This window comes from Streptomyces sp. NPDC051173 (genome assembly GCF_040689515.1).
Lineage (GTDB): Bacteria > Actinomycetota > Actinomycetes > Streptomycetales > Streptomycetaceae > Streptomyces.
Window position 1 is genome coordinate 1 of the sequence record NZ_JBFBBD010000009.1, and the last position, 18,343, is coordinate 18,343.

At 63.7% G+C, this 18,343-nt stretch carries 16 protein-coding genes; 9 read left to right on the forward strand and 7 right to left on the reverse strand.

Annotated features, from left to right (window positions below; genetic code table 11):
* Positions 1–213 precede the first annotated feature (213 nt).
* The 3 genes from AB0435_RS08130 to AB0435_RS08140 all read left to right on the forward strand — a co-directional run bounded on the left by AB0435_RS08130 (position 214) and on the right by AB0435_RS08140 (position 1,694).
* Complete coding sequence (locus tag AB0435_RS08130) at positions 214–465, forward strand: hypothetical protein (protein WP_366426467.1); 252 nt, start codon at positions 214–216, stop codon at positions 463–465.
* Positions 466–645: 180 nt separating this feature from the next.
* Positions 646–1,170 carry a DUF1877 family protein gene (locus AB0435_RS08135; RefSeq protein WP_366426468.1) on the forward strand — a complete coding sequence of 175 codons (525 nt, stop codon included), beginning with the start codon at positions 646–648 and terminating at the stop codon, positions 1,168–1,170.
* 326 nt (positions 1,171–1,496) lie between these two features.
* Positions 1,497–1,694 carry a DUF397 domain-containing protein gene (locus AB0435_RS08140; RefSeq protein WP_366008607.1) on the forward strand — a complete coding sequence of 66 codons (198 nt, stop codon included), beginning with the start codon at positions 1,497–1,499 and terminating at the stop codon, positions 1,692–1,694.
* A gap of 162 nt (positions 1,695–1,856) precedes the next feature.
* Here AB0435_RS08140 and AB0435_RS08145 read toward each other — a convergent pair whose 3' ends face one another.
* Both AB0435_RS08145 and AB0435_RS08150 read right to left on the reverse strand, forming a co-directional pair.
* Complete coding sequence (locus tag AB0435_RS08145) at positions 1,857–2,303, reverse strand: hypothetical protein (protein WP_366426469.1); 447 nt, start codon at positions 2,301–2,303, stop codon at positions 1,857–1,859.
* Positions 2,304–2,714: 411 nt separating this feature from the next.
* Positions 2,715–3,140 (reverse strand): hypothetical protein, encoded by a 426-nt coding sequence (locus AB0435_RS08150; RefSeq protein WP_366008590.1) that lies wholly within the window; start codon positions 3,138–3,140, stop codon positions 2,715–2,717.
* Between the two features lie 103 nt (positions 3,141–3,243).
* Between AB0435_RS08150 and AB0435_RS08155 the strand changes: the two genes are divergently transcribed.
* Positions 3,244–3,471, forward strand: coding sequence for a DUF397 domain-containing protein (locus AB0435_RS08155; RefSeq protein ID WP_366008591.1), 228 nt, complete (start codon positions 3,244–3,246; stop codon positions 3,469–3,471).
* Between the two features lie 62 nt (positions 3,472–3,533).
* Here AB0435_RS08155 and AB0435_RS08160 read toward each other — a convergent pair whose 3' ends face one another.
* From AB0435_RS08160 to AB0435_RS08180, 5 genes are all read right to left on the reverse strand, one after another.
* Positions 3,534–4,016: a hypothetical protein gene (locus AB0435_RS08160; RefSeq protein ID WP_366008592.1), complete on the reverse strand. Its 483-nt coding sequence runs from the start codon at positions 4,014–4,016 to the stop codon at positions 3,534–3,536.
* Positions 4,017–4,027: 11 nt separating this feature from the next.
* Positions 4,028–6,091, reverse strand: a complete 2,064-nt coding sequence (locus tag AB0435_RS08165) for a polymorphic toxin-type HINT domain-containing protein (protein ID WP_366426520.1) — start codon at positions 6,089–6,091, stop codon at positions 4,028–4,030.
* Positions 6,092–6,121: 30 nt separating this feature from the next.
* A complete protein-coding gene (locus AB0435_RS08170; RefSeq protein WP_366426470.1) occupies positions 6,122–7,291 on the reverse strand; it encodes an ISAs1 family transposase in 1,170 nt (389 codons plus the stop codon).
* A gap of 184 nt (positions 7,292–7,475) precedes the next feature.
* Positions 7,476–7,871 (reverse strand): Imm7 family immunity protein, encoded by a 396-nt coding sequence (locus AB0435_RS08175; RefSeq protein WP_366008191.1) that lies wholly within the window; start codon positions 7,869–7,871, stop codon positions 7,476–7,478.
* A gap of 5 nt (positions 7,872–7,876) precedes the next feature.
* Complete coding sequence (locus tag AB0435_RS08180; protein ID WP_366426471.1) at positions 7,877–11,374, reverse strand: restriction endonuclease fold toxin; 3,498 nt, start codon at positions 11,372–11,374, stop codon at positions 7,877–7,879.
* Between the two features lie 371 nt (positions 11,375–11,745).
* Here AB0435_RS08180 and AB0435_RS08185 point away from each other — a divergent pair, with 371 nt between their 5' ends.
* The 5 genes from AB0435_RS08185 to AB0435_RS08205 form a co-directional block, all read left to right on the forward strand.
* Positions 11,746–12,267: a hypothetical protein gene (locus AB0435_RS08185; protein WP_366426472.1), complete on the forward strand. Its 522-nt coding sequence runs from the start codon at positions 11,746–11,748 to the stop codon at positions 12,265–12,267.
* 218 nt (positions 12,268–12,485) lie between these two features.
* A complete protein-coding gene (locus AB0435_RS08190; RefSeq protein ID WP_366426473.1) occupies positions 12,486–14,018 on the forward strand; it encodes a S1 family peptidase in 1,533 nt (510 codons plus the stop codon).
* Positions 14,019–14,313: 295 nt separating this feature from the next.
* A complete protein-coding gene (locus AB0435_RS08195) occupies positions 14,314–15,972 on the forward strand; it encodes an FG-GAP-like repeat-containing protein (RefSeq protein WP_366426474.1) in 1,659 nt (552 codons plus the stop codon).
* A gap of 22 nt (positions 15,973–15,994) precedes the next feature.
* Entirely contained in the window at positions 15,995–17,236 is a 1,242-nt protein-coding gene (locus AB0435_RS08200) for an acyltransferase (protein WP_366426475.1), read from the forward strand.
* A 74-nt stretch (positions 17,237–17,310) separates the two neighbouring features.
* A partial coding sequence (locus tag AB0435_RS08205) for a trypsin-like serine protease (RefSeq protein WP_366426476.1) occupies positions 17,311–18,343 on the forward strand: 1,033 nt, incomplete at its 3' end.

Genomic DNA, 18,343 nt, shown 5'->3' on the forward strand with positions numbered 1-18,343 from the left:
GTACGAACGAAAGGGCTCCCACTTCCTCGCCCTCCTCGGCCTGGCCGCCGCCCTGACCTGCTACAAGAAACTCGCGAAACTCACCACGTGAGACAACCTCTTAAGCGGAAAGGCTACAGCCGCGCCAACTTCGACCTGCTCCACCGCCGCATACTCCTCGCGATCTACCGTCGGTCTACGATCGTCTGCCTGACCACACGCTAGGTCTCTCCCATGCCGCTCACCCCTGATGACGAGATACACAGTCGCGAAGAGCTGGTCGCTTTCGTCCGTGACCTGCACCAGAACTACCTCCGCCGCAGGCAGGACTGGGAGAACCAAACCCTGGACCGCTTCCTCGAAGCCCTCGCCTCATGGATGGATGACTCGGATGGCTGGTACCAAAACTTCGGCAAGGAGCTTCCGGCTGGTGGCGACTGGACCTTCATCGCACGAGCCCTGGGCGCGGCGACCGTCTACGAGTAGTTGGGCAGGCCCATCGCGCATTCGGCCGGCTCACGACGGCTTCACACCTCATCCCGCAAGATCCTCGGCAGAGCCCGTAATTTCCCCCTCACGGTCACGAGTCCCCATGGGTGCGATGATCGCGTGCGCCCCCGAGAGAGCAGTCGGAAATCCGATGGACGTGGCAGGGATACTGCAGTCATGGCAGGCACCCAGCAGCTCGCTCGCGTCCCAGCGGGGGATCTCGCCGCCTGCCGCCAGTCCGCCAGCGCGTCACCGGACTGCGATCCCCACTGGGATCCGCTGGCGTACGACATGCTGGACCTGGACTGGGCGCCGGAACTGCTGGTGCGCGTCGGCGAGGTGGCCGGGCTCGACGAGCTCCATCTCGACGCTCTCCGCCTGACCTCCGCCGGCGGCACCGCTCTCGACCTGGGCTTCCTCGATACGCACCCGCACACCATCGCCCCCTTCGGGCCCGCCCCCGCCGCCCTGTCCGCCTCTCAAGTGGCGCGTGTCTCCGAACTGCTCGGCCAGATCGACATGCCCGCCCTCCTCGCCGCCCTGCCAACCGACGACCGCGAAGCCGGATCCCTGATCGGCCGCGGGGCCGACCAGATCACCGACGGTCCGAGGGAGTACCTGCTGAAGCACTTCAACGCCTTGCGCGACTTTTACCTCGACGCAGCAAAGCGCCACCTGCTCGTCGTACTCTGGTGGGACTGAACCGGAACCCAAGCACGCGTTCCAACGGGGCACCGGACGTGATACGCGCTCGGTTCCAGCACCTCCTGGAAGCCGGTACGGACCGCGCAACGTCATCCAGATCGTCCCCCGCCAGGTGACCACACACCCGAGCGTCGCGGGGCCGTTCACCCTCCTCAGCTTCGACGAGGGGCCGCCGTCCTGTACGTCGACGGCTTCTCACAGGGCCAGACGGCACTGGAACCGCGTGAGATCGCCGAGGCCACCCACGGGCGCCCACGGGCAGCAGCCCTGTCACCCAGAGAATCCGCCGACTTGATCCGCGAACACTTCAAGGAGCCAGGCGCATGAACGCAAGCGAACTGCCCGTCATATGGCGTAAGAGCAGCTACAGCACCAACGGTGGACCGGACTGCATCGAGATAGGCGAGGGCCTGGCCGATTTCGTCCCTGTATGTGACAGCAAGGAAGCCAACGGCCCGGCCCTGACCTTCGAGTTGGCCACGTGGGCGGATTTCATCGCTTGCGTCAAGGCAGCTATATAGAGTCACGCAACTCGTACAGCTCACCACGCGATGCGATCGGTGTGCGAGGCCAGCCAGTCGCGCACCCTGCAAGGTAATGGCATGGATCGCCGACCAGGGAGCTTTGCGCCCATGATGCCGACGAAGGGTCCCTCCGGAGTTCCGGCGGGACCCTTCGAGGTGTTACGGCCGTCTACCGACCGGAGATCCATAGTTGGCGGTCAGGGTTGTGGCGTACTCATCCGGGACGCTCCGACCCGCGAAGGTCAGGGGGAGATGCGACTCCAGTGCGCCAGACACCTCTAGGAAGGGTCCGAACTGTGCTCGCCACTTATTCCGTGCGGCTACATTCGGGAAACCTCGGAAAACCGCGACCTCAGGATCCCTTTCGCCCCAGCACCCCCATCTCCTGGAAGGGCCGGTCACAGCGACGACGTTCGCGGAGGTCGCGATCGACCCCATGATGTCGCCGTCCGGCTCATGACCGATCGCCGCCCAGTAGTCGTCCACGTCGGCTTCGACGGACAACGAGACCGCCGGGTACATCCGATACTCCGGAAGGTAGAACGCATCGCAATCCGGCTCAAGAACCAGCAGTTCTACGTGCCCGTCGCCATGCCATCGGGCCATCGGGCCATCGGGCCATCGGGCAGAGTGTCGACCAGAATTCCGAGGTGAGGACCGCATCAAACTCACAGAACAGCGAGTCCCCCACACCTTCTTTGAAAACCTGATCAGGCAATCTCGCATCAAGATCAAAAGTGGCTGCGCTACGGGAGCGAACATCCAGATAGCCGTTGCGATCGATCGCGATGGAGTCCGCGTCTTCCATTAGTCCTCACCCAGCCTGATCTTGATATCAACCTTTCTGGACCCTGCACTGTACTAGTCCGCCGTCCACCTCTGGTGACTACTGGCCTTCCCGCTAAGGAAATACGGAGCCGTCCCCACACCCGGGTTATTGAGCGATCGCGGAAATCTGCTCCGCCCGGGGATGCATCAGATCCGAGCGAGTATCCTGGGTGCGGCCGCCGAATTGCTTCAATGTGCCCTTTTGAAGGGGAACTCCTGAAGGGTGTCCTCGGAGATCCTTATGGCGATTCCGCCTTGGGCTCCCTTTCCCTTGATGTACATATGGAGTCCTGTTAGTGACCCGAAAACCTCGCCGAGCGTGACGTCGATCTGCTGGTCTTCGAATTTGGACTTCTTCCCTAGCTCCCAGGTCCCTTTTCCCGTGAATGGCCTCATGGGCTTGCCGTCGACGGAGAAATCTGTAGGGACTTTCGCAGCCGTGAGCGACCCGTCCTCATGGAGATCCAACTCTGCACCCTCGCTCCCGCGCCAGGAACCGACAAGCTCACTCGGCTTTGCCGAGCCACTCTCGGCCCCGAACAGGAAGAAGAAGGCTGCGGCACCCACAGCCAGCACGGCGCAGAGCATGGAAAGCGGGACAATGATCTTCTTCATCTGGTATCCATCTCAGGAAGTTCCGTGTGGCACATTCACATACCCTCCCGCACACTGGGTCCATCGTGCGACTGATCCACGAACACCTGAAGGAGCTAGACCCGTGATAGCAAGCCAACTGCCCGTTACATGGTGGAAGAGCAGCTACATCACCAATGGCGGGGACTGCATAGAGATAGGCGAGGGCCTGGCCGACGTCGTCCCTGTACGTGACAGCAAGGACGCCAACGGCCCGGCCCTCGTCTTCGAGTGCGCCTCGTGGGCGGAGTTCATCACCTGCGTCAAGGCTGTGCAGCCCGCGCCCATCCAGGCGCACGGGCTGCATAACTGACGATTGCACGCCAACGGCCCCGGTAGCGCGGTGTCCTTATGGCGGCTTGCCAGACAGTTCTCTTAGGGCAACATACCGCCGTAGCTTTCGGTGAAATCATCAGCGACTTGCCGAATTTCGGGATCGTCACTCTCGCGAGCCCGCTCAATCACCACGCCAAGGATTTCCCAGGCCTCGACATGAGTCAGCATATCGGCGAGCCTTAGATAGTCCTCCGCGTCACCATCAGACAGATGCCTCAGCACTATCTCAGTAAATCGCGAGAGGTCGATTTCCCTGCGCGCTGGCAAAATCGCTTCCCAGGCTTGCTGCGCCCACCCTATCGACAGGGAAAGATCGACCAGGAGCTCGAGAAACCTCGGTACATCCTCGGGAAAGTGACGCAAGAACGTCATGGCGGTAGATCTACCCCACACCGATCTCCCCGACATTGCTTCCGCCAAGATCTCTGCACGCGAGGGCAACTCATTCACCTCAGCGCGACATCGAGCCACTTCCTTCTCGGCCGACACCAAGGCGTGCCACTTCCCCATCTCTGCATCCATATTTTCAGATTTCACAGCTTCACGCCCACATTCTCCCACTTCATACCCTTGATCAGCTCCACGTATTCATCGAACGACATTCGCCGTGTGGGATAGATGGTGTGGTGACCGAGCGCCCGGGTACCGCCCACGCCTTTACCATCAGAAATGACACCCAAGCCATCCGGAAGCGGCCCCTCGGGAGAGCGAACCTGCCCCTTCAATCCGACACGGCTGGCATTCGCAGTCGTGTCAAAAGTCGACAGCCCTTGTACGTCCAGGGCTTTCAATTCGCCTTCAGTGGGTGCGCGAACAAATCCGCCCGCATCCACATCGATATCCTTCCCGGGACGGACTCTCGGACCACCCACCGTATGGAGGGGACAGCTGGAATTATGGACCAGGACCGGCGTTGTGCCCGCAAGAACATAGTACGTGTGCAGATCCTCGACAGTCAGGTTGTAGGTCCTGGCCGTTTCGGCGAAGGATCGGTTTCCTTCCACACCGACAGCACGCCCATCGACGGTTCTGAGAGTCATACCAGGGCGGAGCTCGGCAGCCCTGACCCAGGCGTTCTGGGACGGAGACCAGAAGGGGTGCTCGTAGGTGGCCGTGAGCTTCTCTGCACCCTGCGCGGTGGCAATGGTCAGCTCATTGAAGCGCTTGTCATGCTCGGTGACGATGACGTCGGTCACCTTACGCTGGCCCGACTTGCCACTGATGGGGTCAGTGGCAACTACCAGATCTCCGACCTTGACGGACTCGATACTCTTTGTCGAGTTGCCTGCCATGAGCACCTTGGTGCCAGCAAGGAAACACTCCAGGCACTTCACCGCTCTCGCAGCCCGCGACTCTTCGACTGCGGCTTCGACTCCCTCAACGGCAAGCTTTTCTGCCTTCAGTGCCTTGCCGGCAGGCAGGAGCATGATGACGGCAGTGCCACACTGAACCAGTGCAGGCTTCTCGATGCATTCCTTGATGTCGTTGAGCCCGGTCACGGTCCAGAGAATTTTGGTCAGCGTCGGGTCGGGCAGTGAGGTGTCAATAGTCCAATCGTCCGCCGACCCTCGCATGCAGGCAGTGCCACCCACCTCATTTCCGGGGTGGTCCGGGATTGTGCGACAGTGCCTCTTCGCCTTGTCCTTCCGTTCCTTCTCCTTCTGCTTGCGCTGCTGCTCGGCCAAGCGCTGCGCTTCGGCCTGCTCGGCCTGAGCCTTCTTCAGCACATCGACCCATGCCTCGGAAGCGAGGGAATTAGCTTCCTCGACGTTCTTTCCAGCCGCTCTGGCAGATTCGCGGGCATCATCCGCGTGCTCAGCCGCCTCGCTGGCCGACGTCCGGGCATAGTTGGCGGAGAATTCCGCTTGGGCAGCGGACTCAGTGGCGGCATCGGCGTCACGGTCGGCGGCATCGGCAGCATCGCGTGCTGTGGCAGCAGATTTCGCGGCCTTGGCAGCGGAACTCTCCGCCTCGCGAGCCGACTTGTCTGCATCAGCGGCGTACCCCTTGGCCACGTCGGCCGACTTCTGGGCCTCTCCCGCGGCCTTCTGGGCATCGGCTGAGGCGCCCTTAGCGACGGCTGCGGCCTTGGCTGCGACCCAGCGGTTTTCCTGCGCCTTGGCCTCGATCTTGGAACCCTGAGCGATCAGGAGCTGGAGCTGGGCGACATGGGTGGCAGCGAGCTGGTCCTTGCGGTCAGCCATGTACTGGCCTGCCTGGATGAAGGAGTGCAACTGATCCGCCGGCCCGAACAGGGCGACCTTGGCAGCGGCTTTCACCTCCGGGCCGCCGTCGTTGACGAGCCTGGACGCCAGGACCAGCTCGTCGTCATTGCGCGCCTGATACTGACCGTTGGTGATGAAGGCAACCAGATCCTTGGGATCCTTGCTGGCCAGGGCAATCTTGGAGGCATCCTTCACCCCGCGCCCACCGGCGTTGTTGATCTGCGAGACACGGACACTGTAGTCCGTGGCCCCAGCCGTGTACTGGCCGGTGGTGTAGAAGTCCCTGATCTGCTGATCGTTGCCCTTGAGGGCCTCCTGGGCCGCGGTGCGCACGGATTCGTAGGGGCTCTGGACGGACAGGTCGACGACCAGGGTCTTTGCATGAAGTGATCTTGTCCGGTTTCATCCGGTGAGGCCGAGGAGGGTCAGGGGCCGGCGGTAGTCGCGGGCCGCTCGCCGGAGGGCGGCTGCGATGTTCTTCTGGCCGTCTTGCCTGTGGAGGCCGATGGCCAGGTTGCGGAGGCTGGCCATCGTGCGGGGCAGCCCGGCGGTACGGATTTTGGAGTCGTCCTCGCGGAAGGTCCGGTCACGGACGTGGTGGAGGAGGTTCTCGATACCCCAGTGGCCTCTGATCCAGGAAGCGAGCTGGGCGCCGGTGGCCGCGCCGGGCGGCAGGCTGGTGATCAGGTAGACGCGTTCGATGGTCAGCTTACCCGTCCCGAGGTCTCGTCTCCAGCGCACGACTTGAAGGGCCTGGTGGGCGTCGGGGTAGTCCAGGTGGGCGAACGCGGCGGTCTTCAGCCGGCGGATCTCGTCGCGGTGGTGGGCCCGGGTGCGCTCGTAGTGGTCGAGCGTGATCTCGCGCCAGGGCAGGGTGCGGACGCGGTCGAACAGGCCGGGGTGGTTCTTCTTCACGACGGCGATGTAGTGGGCGCCGCGTGAGCGCAGGTAGGCGCCGTGGCCGTGCTGAGTATGCAGGGCGTCCGCCGTGATCACGGCATGGGTGAGGTCGACGCCGTTCAACAGTCGGGCAAAGGAAGGGATTTCGTTGCTCTTGTCGGCGACCTGGCGCTGGGCGAGGACCTCTCCGCTGTGTGCCATCGCGGACAGGAGCGAGATCGCCACGGTGGTCCGGGTGCGTGAGCCGCGGACGGTCTTGCCGTCCACCGCGATCGGCCGCGGCGCGTCCGCCTCACGGGTGGGGGCTGTCCGCGCGGACAGGAAGGCGCCGATCGCGGCATCCAGCGCGTCGCCGTCCAGACGGGCGAGCAGACGGCGCACCGTCGCCGCGTGCGGGACCACCACCAGCCCGGTCAGCGGATCATGGCGGAAACCGAGGACACGCACGGCCCAGCCTGGTGCGTCCGTGATCCACTCGCCGATCGCGGCCAGGGAGCGGGCACCGGCCAGCACGGCAGCCGCGGCCGCCGCCAGCATCGCGGACAGCGGATGTCGGCGGCCCCTGGGATCCCGCGGGTCGGGCACCGCATCCAGGAAGGGACGCAGGCCGGCTGCGTCGATGAGGGGCGCGGAACAAGGAGCGTGGGCCAGGTGCTCCAGCGCGACGGGCATGGGAGATGATGCAGAGGCAGGCACGGTCTCGTTCGGTTCGCATGGGTCTCGACAACCACATGATCACCGGCGCCGTGCCTGCACTGCTTCCCATCCCCAGAACCGGACATGACACGACGTCACGGGCAGGGCACGTGAACCGGACGGATCCGCATCATGCAATGCCCCTGCCCTAGAACCATACTTAATCCTCGATCACCGGTTGGCATGGGGAAAGGAAGGGGTCAAGTCGCTCCTGTATCGCCCCCCTTGCCATGACACGCACCCGAAACGCTCCAGACCCCGGCGGATCAGTAAAGTCATCCGACCGCTCATAGAGAAGGCCCCACGCGCCCGGGAACCGACGGGCAAGATGCTCGAGCAGAGCATCCAGCTCCCGAGCCTCGTCCCTACGGCGGTTCACCAGACCATTAACGGTCAAGAAGTGCTGGCCATTATGAACAGCCAGCCGAACCTCACCCGTTGCCCATTGGATCCCGGAAATCCGATCCCGCAGATCCGTTACACCTTCCGAAAGGGAGCCCGTATCAGCCTCTTCCGCCGATTCGGCAATGCCGAACCACCCGTGAAATTCATACATGCCCGTCACCCCAGCGGCTCAACATCAATTACAGGCTGAACACCATAACGCTGCCCGTATTCTTGCAACTTGGCGATCACCCCTGCATCCGGAGACCCTTCGAAATGAAAGTAGGGTTTACGCCCAGTCTGGAGAGATGCCTCAAAGGTCGCCTTTGCCTGGTTTCGAAACGCGCTTCCCATTCGGAACCCTGCCGGCTTTGATTGGGCAACATACAGGTCACTGATCGCATCATACTCCCTCCCGCTTGGGTCGTTAGCGAATCTGACTCGTGACGCACCTCCCAGCCTCTGCGCAAGAGCATCAGCAGCAGGGTCTGGCTTGGCCACTTCAACCAGCTCACCAAGCCCACCGTTCGCCGCCTTCGCAGCTCGCGATTCTTTGACTACAGCCTCGACTCCCTCAACAGCGAGCTTTTCCCCCTTCAGCGCCTTTCCGAGAGGCAGGACCATCGCGACCGCCACCGTGCACTGCCCCAGCGTGGGGTTTTTGATGCAGACCTTGATGTCGGTGAGCCCACTGGCATCCCAAAAGATCTTGGTCAGGGTCGGGTCAGGCGGCGTGGTGTCGATGGTCCAATCGTCCGTCGACCCTCGCATGCAGGCTGTGCCACCTGCTTCATTTCCGGGATGGTCTGGGATTGTGCGACAGTGCCTCTTTGCCTTTTCCCTCTGTTCCTTCTCCCTCTGCTTGCGTTGCTGGTCGGCCAGGCGTTGCGCTTCGGCTTGCTCGACCTGACGCTTCTTCAGTACATCCTTCCAAGCCTGAGTGGCGAGGGTTTTTGCTTCATCAGCGTTCTTCCCCGCATCCCGAGCAGAGAGGCGAGCGTCGTCGGCATACGTACTTGCCTGGCTCGCCGAACTCCTGGCGTAGCTGGCTGAAAACTCAGCCTGAGCAGCAGATTCGGTGGCTGCGGCTGCGTCACTGTCGGCAGCATCGGCAGCGTTACGTGCGGTGGTGGCAGCCTTCGCTGCCTTTGTGGCAGAATTCTCGGCCTGCTGAGCCGACTTGTCGGCGGCGGCAGCATATCCCTTGGCGTCGCTAGCTGACTTCTGTGCCTGGTCCGCGGCCTTTTGGGCGTCAGCGGAAGCGCCCTTAGCGATGGCTGCGGCCTTGGCTGCGATCCAGCGGTTCTCCTGGGCCTTGGCTGCAATCTTGGACCCTTGATCGATCAGGAGCTGGAGCTGAGCAACGTGGACGGCGGCCAGCTGATCCTTACGGTCGGCCACGTACTGTCCAACCTGGATAAAACTGTGCAGCTGGTCCACCGGCCCAAACAAGGCGACCTTGGCGGCGGCCTTCACCTCCGGGCCACCGTCATTGACCAACTTGGAAGCCAGAACACTCTCGTCGTCGTGCTGCGCCTGGTACTGGCCATTGTTGATGAAGGCGACCAAATCTTTGGGGTCATTGCTGCCGAGAGCAGCCTTGGACGCCTTCTTCACACCCGGCCCACCAGCATTGTTGATCTGGGAGACGCGGACGCTGTAGTCCGTGACTCCCGCCGAATACTGGCCCGTGGTGTAGAAGTTCCCGATCTGCTGATCGGTACCTTGGAGCGCCTCCTGGGCAGCAGTCCGGACGGACTGGTAGGGGTTCTGCACCGACAAATCGACGACCTGCTGGCGGATCTCCTCCCGTCCTGCCTTCTCCCAACCACTACGCAGATACTCCAGGACATCGGCGTCGGTGCCGGACAGGGCCCGGGCAGCCGCTTCTTGACTCAAGGGGCCGCGGGTCTTGAGCGCCCGCAGAGCAAGGTCCCGCCCCTTGGCCGCAATCGCCTTAACGTCGACGCCAGGCTTGACTGCTTCCACGGCCAAAGCCTTAGCAGTGTCGTCCAGCCCCCTGGCCTCCACCACCTGGGCGGCAGCAGTGGAAGTGAGCTTCTCCGTCTGCGCCTGATCGGACTTGGCGCGCTCGATAGCAGCTGCGGTGCGGGTGGCGAGGTCCTCTGCTTCGACGTCCCTCGCGATCGCGAACACCTTGTTGGCCGTGGCGACCGCAACGTCCGCGGCCTCGGCGGCCTGCCTCGCCGCTTCGGCCTGTTTGGCAGACTCTGTGGCCGCATCCTTGGCCTCGCCCGCGTGCTTGGCGGCCTCCTCGGCAGCATCCGCTGCCTTGTTCGCGTGGTCAGCAGCAGAGTTGGCCGCGTCCCGGGCCTCAGAGGCGGCGTCGGCCGACTTGCGGGCCAGCGATTCCGCAGCGTTGGCGGCGCGGTTGGCCTCCCTTGCATGTCGACGGGTCTCTGTGGCCGCCGCCTGCGCCTCGCCCGAGTGAACACCAGCCGCGTCAGCGTACTGGTTCGCTTCGTCGGCCGCATCGGCTGCGTCATTGGCGTTGACGCCAGCGCTCTGCGCCGCCTTCGCCGCGTCCCCAGCAGCCGAGGATGCCTTGCGCGCCTGATCGGCCGCCGCGGCCGACTTCTTCGCAAGCCCCGCCGCCTCGCGCGCCTGCTTCGCGTAATTCTTGGCGTCCTCTGCCTTGCTCGCATCACTGCCCGCGGCAATGGCGGCGTTGTAGGCACGAGTTGCAGCCTCGGCAGCAGCGTCGGCCGCACTCGCGGTCTGGGCGGCAGCCAAGGCGGCGACACGCGCGGAGCGCTGGGCAGCGTTGGCCGCACCGATTGCTTCCTGGGCCGCGCCGGCAGCAGCTCGTGCCGCATCCGCGGCCTGCTGGGCCTTGACGGCAGCCCTCTTGGAGTCATCTTTGGCTGCCTTGGTCTCCTTGGCTGCCTTCTGTGCGGACTCCTTGGCCAGTTCAGAAGCTGTGACCGCGCGAGCCGACGCCTTCTGCGACTTCTCGGTCGCCTGTTCGGCCTGGAAGCCAGCCTGTTCTGCCTGTTTGGTGAGCTCCGCGATGGTGGCGTGTTCCTGGTCGCGATTTCGGGCCGTGAACTGACCAACTTCAAGGAACTCGACGATGTCGTCAGGAGTGCCCTTAATTGCAAGCTTGCCCGCTGCCTTCACATTCGGGCCGCCCGCGTTGATGATCTGTGAGACGAGGACGTTGTTGTCCGTCTCACGTGCGTCGTACTGGCCGACATCAAGGAACTTTGCGACATCGGCAGGGGTGCCGTTCAGGGCTGTCTTCCCTGCCTCCTTGACACCGTAACCCCCGTAGTAAATGACCCGGGAGGCTTCGACACGCTGGTCATCCTCGAGCGGGGCCTTCCAACCATCCTTCAGGAATGCGCGCAGGTCCTCGGGCGTGCCTTCCAAAGCCTTCTTGGCGGCCTGCCGCACCGCCAGCCCGCCCACGTTGAAGACGCGGCTGGCATCGACGGCATCATCGTCGTACTGGATGCCGTTCTTAGCCGAGAGGAACTTCTTGATGTCGTCGTCAGTGCCCAGCAGCGCGCCCTCGGCCGCCGCTTTGATCCCTGCGCCACCGTACTCCCACAGTCGGACGACCATCGCCCGCTCCAACGATGCGTCGGAGTCGTCATCCGCGGCATCGGTCGCAGCGGCCGGTGTGGCACCCAAGAGACCAACCAGCAGCACAGTGGGAAGGATCGCGGTACAGGCACGCAGTCCTGATAACCGTTTCCCTCCCGTCGATATGTCTTCGGTGAGCTCTAGCGCTCCGTCAACGGAACGCAATCTCTGTCTCATTCAGGCCATCTCTTTCCGGGTCGGCCCGGACCGCGGCAAGCCGCACTCCGGGGTCAGGTCGTGCGACGACACACCGTCGGCTGCGCAGAGGGTTGCCATGATCAAAGGGGTGCTGAGCTGGGCTATCGCCCGCTCAACACGACAACCACCTGTGACACAGCTCTAACTGAGGGTGTGTTTGACGGCATCATACATATGCTTTACTGGCGGACATCCTGGGGCGTCGCACCAGCCCCGCCCCCTCGAGCCGGAAGGCGAACGTGGCAATACCCCATGCCCGAAAAGCCCTAGTTGCTACCACCGTCGCGACGATTGCCCTGCTTGCAGGATTCACCACGTCGTCCGCAGCCCAGCCCGCCCCTCCGCAGAACACGCCCGCGAGAGTCGGCGTCACCTCCGGCGACGATGACATGCCCTTTGGCGTCGAGAAGTTCGAGTACCCCGAGTCGGCGAAGATCCTCAAAGAGCGAGGCATCGCACTGTTCAAGGGCGACGGCCACATCACCCTCACCGACTGCGCGGCCGTCCACGACATCAAGGTCAGGTCCAGGACCGGGCAGAAGGACTTCTGCTTCGCGGTCAAGGGCAAGCAGGGCTATCTCTCCCTCCAGCTTGCCGACGTCTACGGCATCCTGACCGAAGACCACCCCGTCGAGGCCAAGATCACCCTTGACGGCAAAGAAACGACCGTCAGCGCGCCCAGGAACGACTACACACCGTTCGGCGAAGCAGGGGACACCCGCAAGCAGGCTGTCCTCTTGGAGCTCCGCGTTACCGGATAACGGGCGGATATCACCTGAGACGCCTCATCGGACGTGGCATGAGCCCGCGATGACTGCGTGTCGCAGCACTAAACAGCAATCGCTGCTTCCGTTTTCGCTCGGCCCGACCAGTCGGCCGAGCCAAATGCCTACAAGCAAGGAATGACCACATGTCTGGCAGACGTCCGCGCACAGCGTGGCTCACAGGACTGCTCTTAACTGCCATTACCGCAAGTACGTTGACAGCTGCCCCCGCGCACGCCGTCGTGGGCCAGCCCGTCAACGACTCGTTCGCGTTCACGGCCAAGCTCGACATCGGCAGCCAGATCGACGGCCAGCGCAGCTGCTCGGCCGCGCTTGTGGCGCAGCAGTGGCTGGTCACCGCCGCGAGTTGCTTCGCCGACAATCCGACGCAGAGCCTCAAGATCCCCGCCGGTGCGCCCAGGCTGAAGACGACGGCCACCATCGGTCGCTCCGACCTGACCCGGGAGACGGGCAGTGTCGTGGACGTCGTGGAGCTCGTCCCCCGTGAGGACCGTGACCTGGTGATGGCCAAGCTGGCCCAGCCGGTCACCGGCATCGCCCCTGCAAGCCTCGGTTTCAACACCCCGGTCAGCGGCGAGGACCTGTGGGTCACAGGTTATGGACGCACCAAGGACGAGTGGGTGCCCGACCGTCTGCACTACGCGAAGTTCACCGTGGGGGCGGTGAAGGACACCACGGTCGGCCTCGTCGGCAAGTCCGACGGTGCGGCTGTCTGCCAGGGCGACACCGGCGGTCCGACCTTCCGGAACCTGAACGGCCGCTTCGAGCTGGTCGGCGTCAACAGCCGGTCCTGGCAGGGTGGTTGCCTCGGCACGGACGAGAAGGAATCCCGCACCGGCGCCATCGATACCCGCGTCGACGACATCGCCACCTGGATCCAGACCACCTCCTCCCGCGACCTCCTGCGCGGGAAGACCTGGACCGACGCGCAGCACATGGTCCCGGGCTACTTCACCGGTGGCTCGCCCGGGGGCAGCCGGCACATGGATCTGTTCGTCGCTTGGAAGGACGGGTCGGCCAGCATCTTCCAGGGCGCCGACCACAACAACCCGAAGTATCCATTCACCGCCGAGTACAAGGTCGCGGGAAGCGGCTGGCAGTACGCCGTTTCGGTCGCGGGCGGCAACTTCACCGGCAGCGGTGCCGACGGCCTGGTCGTGCGCTGGCGCACGGGTGAGGTGACGCGGTTCTCCCATGTCGACCAGAACGGGTTCAGCAAGGAAGAGCAGCTCAGGCCCGCCAACGACACCTGGGTGAAGTACGCGAAGCTGATGACCGTCGGCAGGTACACCGCCAACGCCCTGCGTGACGACCTGCTTGTCGTCTGGGTCGACGGCTCCATATCGCTCTTCGACGACCTCGGCACCAACGGGCTCAAGCAGGAGAAGCAGCTGCAGAAGGCGATGTCGGCCGGTACCTACATCGAGCAGATCAGCGCCGGGGAATTCACCGGCAAGGGTACCGCCGATCTCCTGGTCCGCTGGGTCAACGGCTCCGCCAGCATCTTCCCGGGCGTCAATTCCGACCCGGCCAAGGCGTTCCGCGACGAGATCCAGATCCGTGACGACAAGTCCGCGTGGAAGAACACCTTGTCTGTCACGGCGGGCGCCTTCGCCGCCAACGCTCGCCCCAGCGACGTCCTCGTCCGATGGTCCGACGGCAATCTCAGTCTGTACCCCGCCGTGAGCGCGAGCGGTACGCCTCCAGAGGTCGAACTCCTCAAGTAACCCAGGTCGGCACCGTCGGGCCGATCGTCATCGGGCACACGCCCCGGGTACCGCTTCACGGAGCGTTACCCGGGGCTGTGAGACTTGCCGTGATCAGGCCCAGAGGTGCCCGGCCCAACCAGATTGTCCGGGGTTCCGCGACGCCGCGTTCGCGAGAGCGCCACCCCGACTGCCGCAGAGGCAGGCCTGACAGAAAGTCATTGCTTTGAATCCGAGATTACGTCCGAGTGGCGGCGCCGTGCGTCCCGACAGGTGCCATGTGCCCAGACAGCGGTCGCGTACGCCTCGTGCGTCGGTGCGGCTGGCCGCACGCACCTTTACCACAGCGTTGACAGCCGGCCTACTGACCGTCGGTGGCATCGTCGGCGGTGCACATCCTGCGCTGGCCATGACCGCCAACCAGCAGAATCTGCACCAGGGTTCACCCAGCGATGTTCGACACTTGGCTTCAGCGACCGCGTCCGCGGCAGTTGCGAAAGGCTGGAAGGTACCGCGGCTCGCAGTGATGCCCCTGGGTGACTCGATCACCGAGGGTGCCGGTAGTTCCGCTGGATCCGGCTACCGCCCTGAACTATGGAATCGGCTGACTACACACGCCGACAGCCTGGATTTCGTGGGGTCAGAGCGGAAGGGCAAAATGCCCGATCCGGATCACGAAGGACACTGGGGCTGGAAGATCCACGGTCTGTCCGCCAACGTCGACAGATGGCTGCCGGCGGCGAACCCCAACGTGGTGCTGCTGCACATCGGCACCAACGACATGCACGACAACTATCAGGTGGACACGGCCCCTCGCCGTCTCGGTGGCCTCGTGGACAAGATAGCGTCGCTCGCCCCCGGTATGACGGTTCTGGTCTCCTCCCTGGTTCCCTCCGCGGACAGCGCTACTCAGAAGCGCATCGAGAAGTTCAACGCTGTGATCCCACAGCTGGTGGCGGAGCGACAGGGCCAGGGCCTGCACGTCGGGTACGTCGACATGAGTGCGGTAACCACACGAGACCTCGCCGACGATATCCACCCCAATGACAACGGCTACCTCAAGATGGCAGATGCCTTCTACAACGGCCTCGGCCGCGCGGCTGCCGATGGTTGGATCCGGCAACAGGTGGACATCAAACCCGCCCCGTCCCGCAAGGCGCCCCCCGGCGATTACCGGGTTGATGTCAATGGTGATGGCAGGGCGGACTACCTTGTCGTTCAAGACAACGGTGCCGTGGACGCCTGGATCAACAACGGCGGGAATGGTCACGACGAGTGGACCGCGTTCGGCACCTTCGCCACCGGTGTCGGCGAGCCCGGTGACAAGGTGCGGTTCGCCGACATCAACGGTGACGGCAAAGCCGACTACCTCGTCGTCCAGGACAACGGTGTAGTGAAAGCGTGGATCAACAACGGCGGGACCAATCACGGCGGGTGGACCGCGTTCGGCACCTTCGCATCCGGTGTGGACGAGCCTGGCAGCAGGGTGCGGTTCGCCGACATCAACGGTGACGGCAAAGCCGACTACCTCGTCGTCCAGGACTACGGTGTGGTGAAGGCGTGGATCAACAACGGCGGAACCAATCACGGCGGGTGGACCGCGTTCGACACCTTCGCATCCGGTGTCGGCGAGCCTGATGACAGGGTGCGCTTCGCCGACATCAACGGTGACGGCAAGGCCGACTACCTCGTGGTCCAGGACAACGGTGCGGTCGATGCCTGGATCAACGACGGCGGCAGTAATCACGGCGGATGGACCGAGTTCGGCACCTTCGCCACCGGTGTCGGCGAACCCGGTGACAAGGTGCGGTTCGCCGACATCAACGGCGACGGTAGGGCGGACTACTTGGTCATCCAGGCAAATGGTGCTGTCGACGCGTGGATCAACAACGGCGGAACCGACCACGGTGGGTGGGGCGACAAAGACGCTTTCGCCACCGGCGTCGGCGAACCCGGAAGCAAAGTCCGAATCTAAAGCGAGTTGAGAAACCGAGCAGGTGGAAAACGACATGCATGTCGCCAGACGAGGCGAACCAGATCGCGGGCCGACATTGACCCCGCACGCAAAGTCCAGGCTCTACGCCCTGGACGGTCTGCGCCTCATCGCGGCCCTGATGGTGGTTGCTTTCCATACCATGGCCTACAACGGCACCGGCTGGACCACTTCGGTGGAGAGCCACTTCCCCAACACCTATCTTTTCAGCTACTACGGGTGGCTCGGGGTCCAGCTCTTCTTCCTCATCAGCGGATTCGTCATCTGCATGAGCTGCTGGGGCAAGAGTGTGGGAGAATTCGCCATCTCGCGGGCGACGCGCCTCTATCCCGCCTACTGGTTTGCTGTCCTGGCTGCCGCGTTCGTACTCTGGTTGCTTCCGGGAGTACGAGACGTTCCCACTCTCAGCAACCTCGCGGTCAACCTGACCATGTTCCAGGACCCGTTGGGCGTCGACCGCGTGGACAGCGTCTACTGGTCCCTGTGGGCAGAGTTGCGTTTCTACCTGCTCTTCACCCTTGTTGCCTGGAAGGGACTGACCTACCGGCGATTGGTGATATTTTGCCTTGGCTGGGCCGTGGCCGGGCTTTTCGCCGCCAAGGTCGACAACGGAGTGTTCGCAGCCGTGGTCATGCCCGAGAACTGCTGGTACTTCATTGCCGGCATCGCGCTCTATCTCATCTACCGATTCAAGCCGAACGCACTCCTGTGGTCCATCGTCGGAGGCTGCTTCCTGACCGGCCAGCATTTCCTGGTCGATGCCCATAGATCGAACCAGTACTATGCGGGAATCAAGGCACCGCTGTGGCCCGCCTTGATCCTTCTCACCGTCATATTCGTCGTCATGGCGGCAGTTGCCACCGGGCTCACCAATTGGATCACCTGGCGCTGGCTGCCCACCATGGGCATCCTCACCTACCCCCTCTATCTTCTCCACGAAGACATAGGCTGGATCTTCATACGGCACATGGAGCGACGCCTCCACCCCTATGCCATCATGGCGGTTCTGCTCACGGTATTGCTGATCACCTCATGGCTCGTCCACCGGCATGTCGAACGCCCGCTGGGGCGATGGATGAACCGGAAGCTGAAGGCGAGCCTCGAAGAGATGCGTATCCACAGCCACCCGAACAGCTACAACCTCGCCGGCAAGCTCTCTGATCTGGAATCCCTGAACCAGCCGTACGACCCGCGAGCCGCCGCGCACGTCATGCCTTCGCGCCAGGATCGCGGACCGTCAGAGTGATACCGGGCTCCGCCCGTTTCCGCTCGGCCTGATCGGCTTGGCGAACAACGCATCCCCGAACAAGGAAGAGTGACATGTCAACCAGACGTCCACGTGCGGTGTGGGTTGCAGGACTGCTCATATCGGCCGCCACCGCGAGCACATTGACGGCTACCCCCGTGCACGCCATCGCAGGCCAGCCTGTCAACGACTCGTTCGCGTTCACGGCGAAGCTCGACATCGGTGGCCAGCGCAGCTGTTCCGCGGCGCTGGTGGCGCAGCAGTGGCTGGCCACGGCCGCCAGCTGCTTCGTCGACAACCCCGCCCAGGGTGTCAAGGTTCCTGCTGGTGCACCCGCTCTCAAGACGACAGCCACCATCGGCCGCGCCGACCTGACCCGGGAGACGGGCAGTGTGGCGGATGTCGTGGAGCTCGTTCCCCGCGAGGACCGTGACCTGGTGCTGGCCAAGCTGGCCAAGCCGGTCACCGGCATCACCCCGGCGATCGTCGGATCGAACACCCCGCTGGCCGGCGAAGACCTGTGGCTCACGGGTTACGGTCGCACCAAGAACGAGTGGGTACCCGACCTTCTGCACTACGCGAAGTTCACCGTGGGAGCCGTGAAGGACACCACGGTCAGCCTCTCCGGCAAGTCCGAGGGTGCGGCTGTCTGCCAGGGCGACACCGGCGGCCCGGCGTTCCGGGACATCGGCGGACGCTACGAGCTGGTCGGCATCAACAGCCGCTCCTGGCAAGGTGGGTGCTTCGGCTCCGACGAGAAGGAAACCCGCACCGGCGCCGTGGATACCCGCGTCGACGACATCGTCGCCTGGATCAGCAAGATCACCGCTCCGGAGGTCGCCCCTGAGGCACCTGTTGGTGACTATCGGGTGGATATCAATGGTGATGGCAAGGCCGACTATGTGATCGTCGAGGACGACGGATCCGTCCGCGCCTTCCTCAACAAGGGCGGCGACGGCCATGGCGGCTGGACCGACTACGGCCGCATCGCGACCGGCACGGGTACCGCAGGCAACAAGGTACGGTTCGCCGACATCAACGGCGACGGCAAAGCCGACTACCTCATCGTCGGTGACAACGGATCCGTCCGCGCCTTCCTCAACAACG

Excerpts from the sequence above, each read along its gene's own strand:
- AB0435_RS08130 (WP_366426467.1), top strand. The coding sequence starts at position 214 with ATGCCGCTCACCCCTGATGACGAGATACACAGTCGCGAAGAGCTGGTC.
- AB0435_RS08135 (WP_366426468.1), top strand. The coding sequence starts at position 646 with ATGGCAGGCACCCAGCAGCTCGCTCGCGTCCCAGCGGGGGATCTCGCC.
- AB0435_RS08140 (WP_366008607.1), top strand. The coding sequence starts at position 1,497 with ATGAACGCAAGCGAACTGCCCGTCATATGGCGTAAGAGCAGCTACAGC.
- AB0435_RS08145 (WP_366426469.1), bottom strand. The coding sequence starts at position 2,303 with ATGGCCCGATGGCATGGCGACGGGCACGTAGAACTGCTGGTTCTTGAG.
- AB0435_RS08150 (WP_366008590.1), bottom strand. The coding sequence starts at position 3,140 with ATGAAGAAGATCATTGTCCCGCTTTCCATGCTCTGCGCCGTGCTGGCT.
- AB0435_RS08160 (WP_366008592.1), bottom strand. The coding sequence starts at position 4,016 with ATGGATGCAGAGATGGGGAAGTGGCACGCCTTGGTGTCGGCCGAGAAG.
- AB0435_RS08170 (WP_366426470.1), bottom strand. The coding sequence starts at position 7,291 with ATGCCCGTCGCGCTGGAGCACCTGGCCCACGCTCCTTGTTCCGCGCCC.
- AB0435_RS08175 (WP_366008191.1), bottom strand. The coding sequence starts at position 7,871 with ATGTATGAATTTCACGGGTGGTTCGGCATTGCCGAATCGGCGGAAGAG.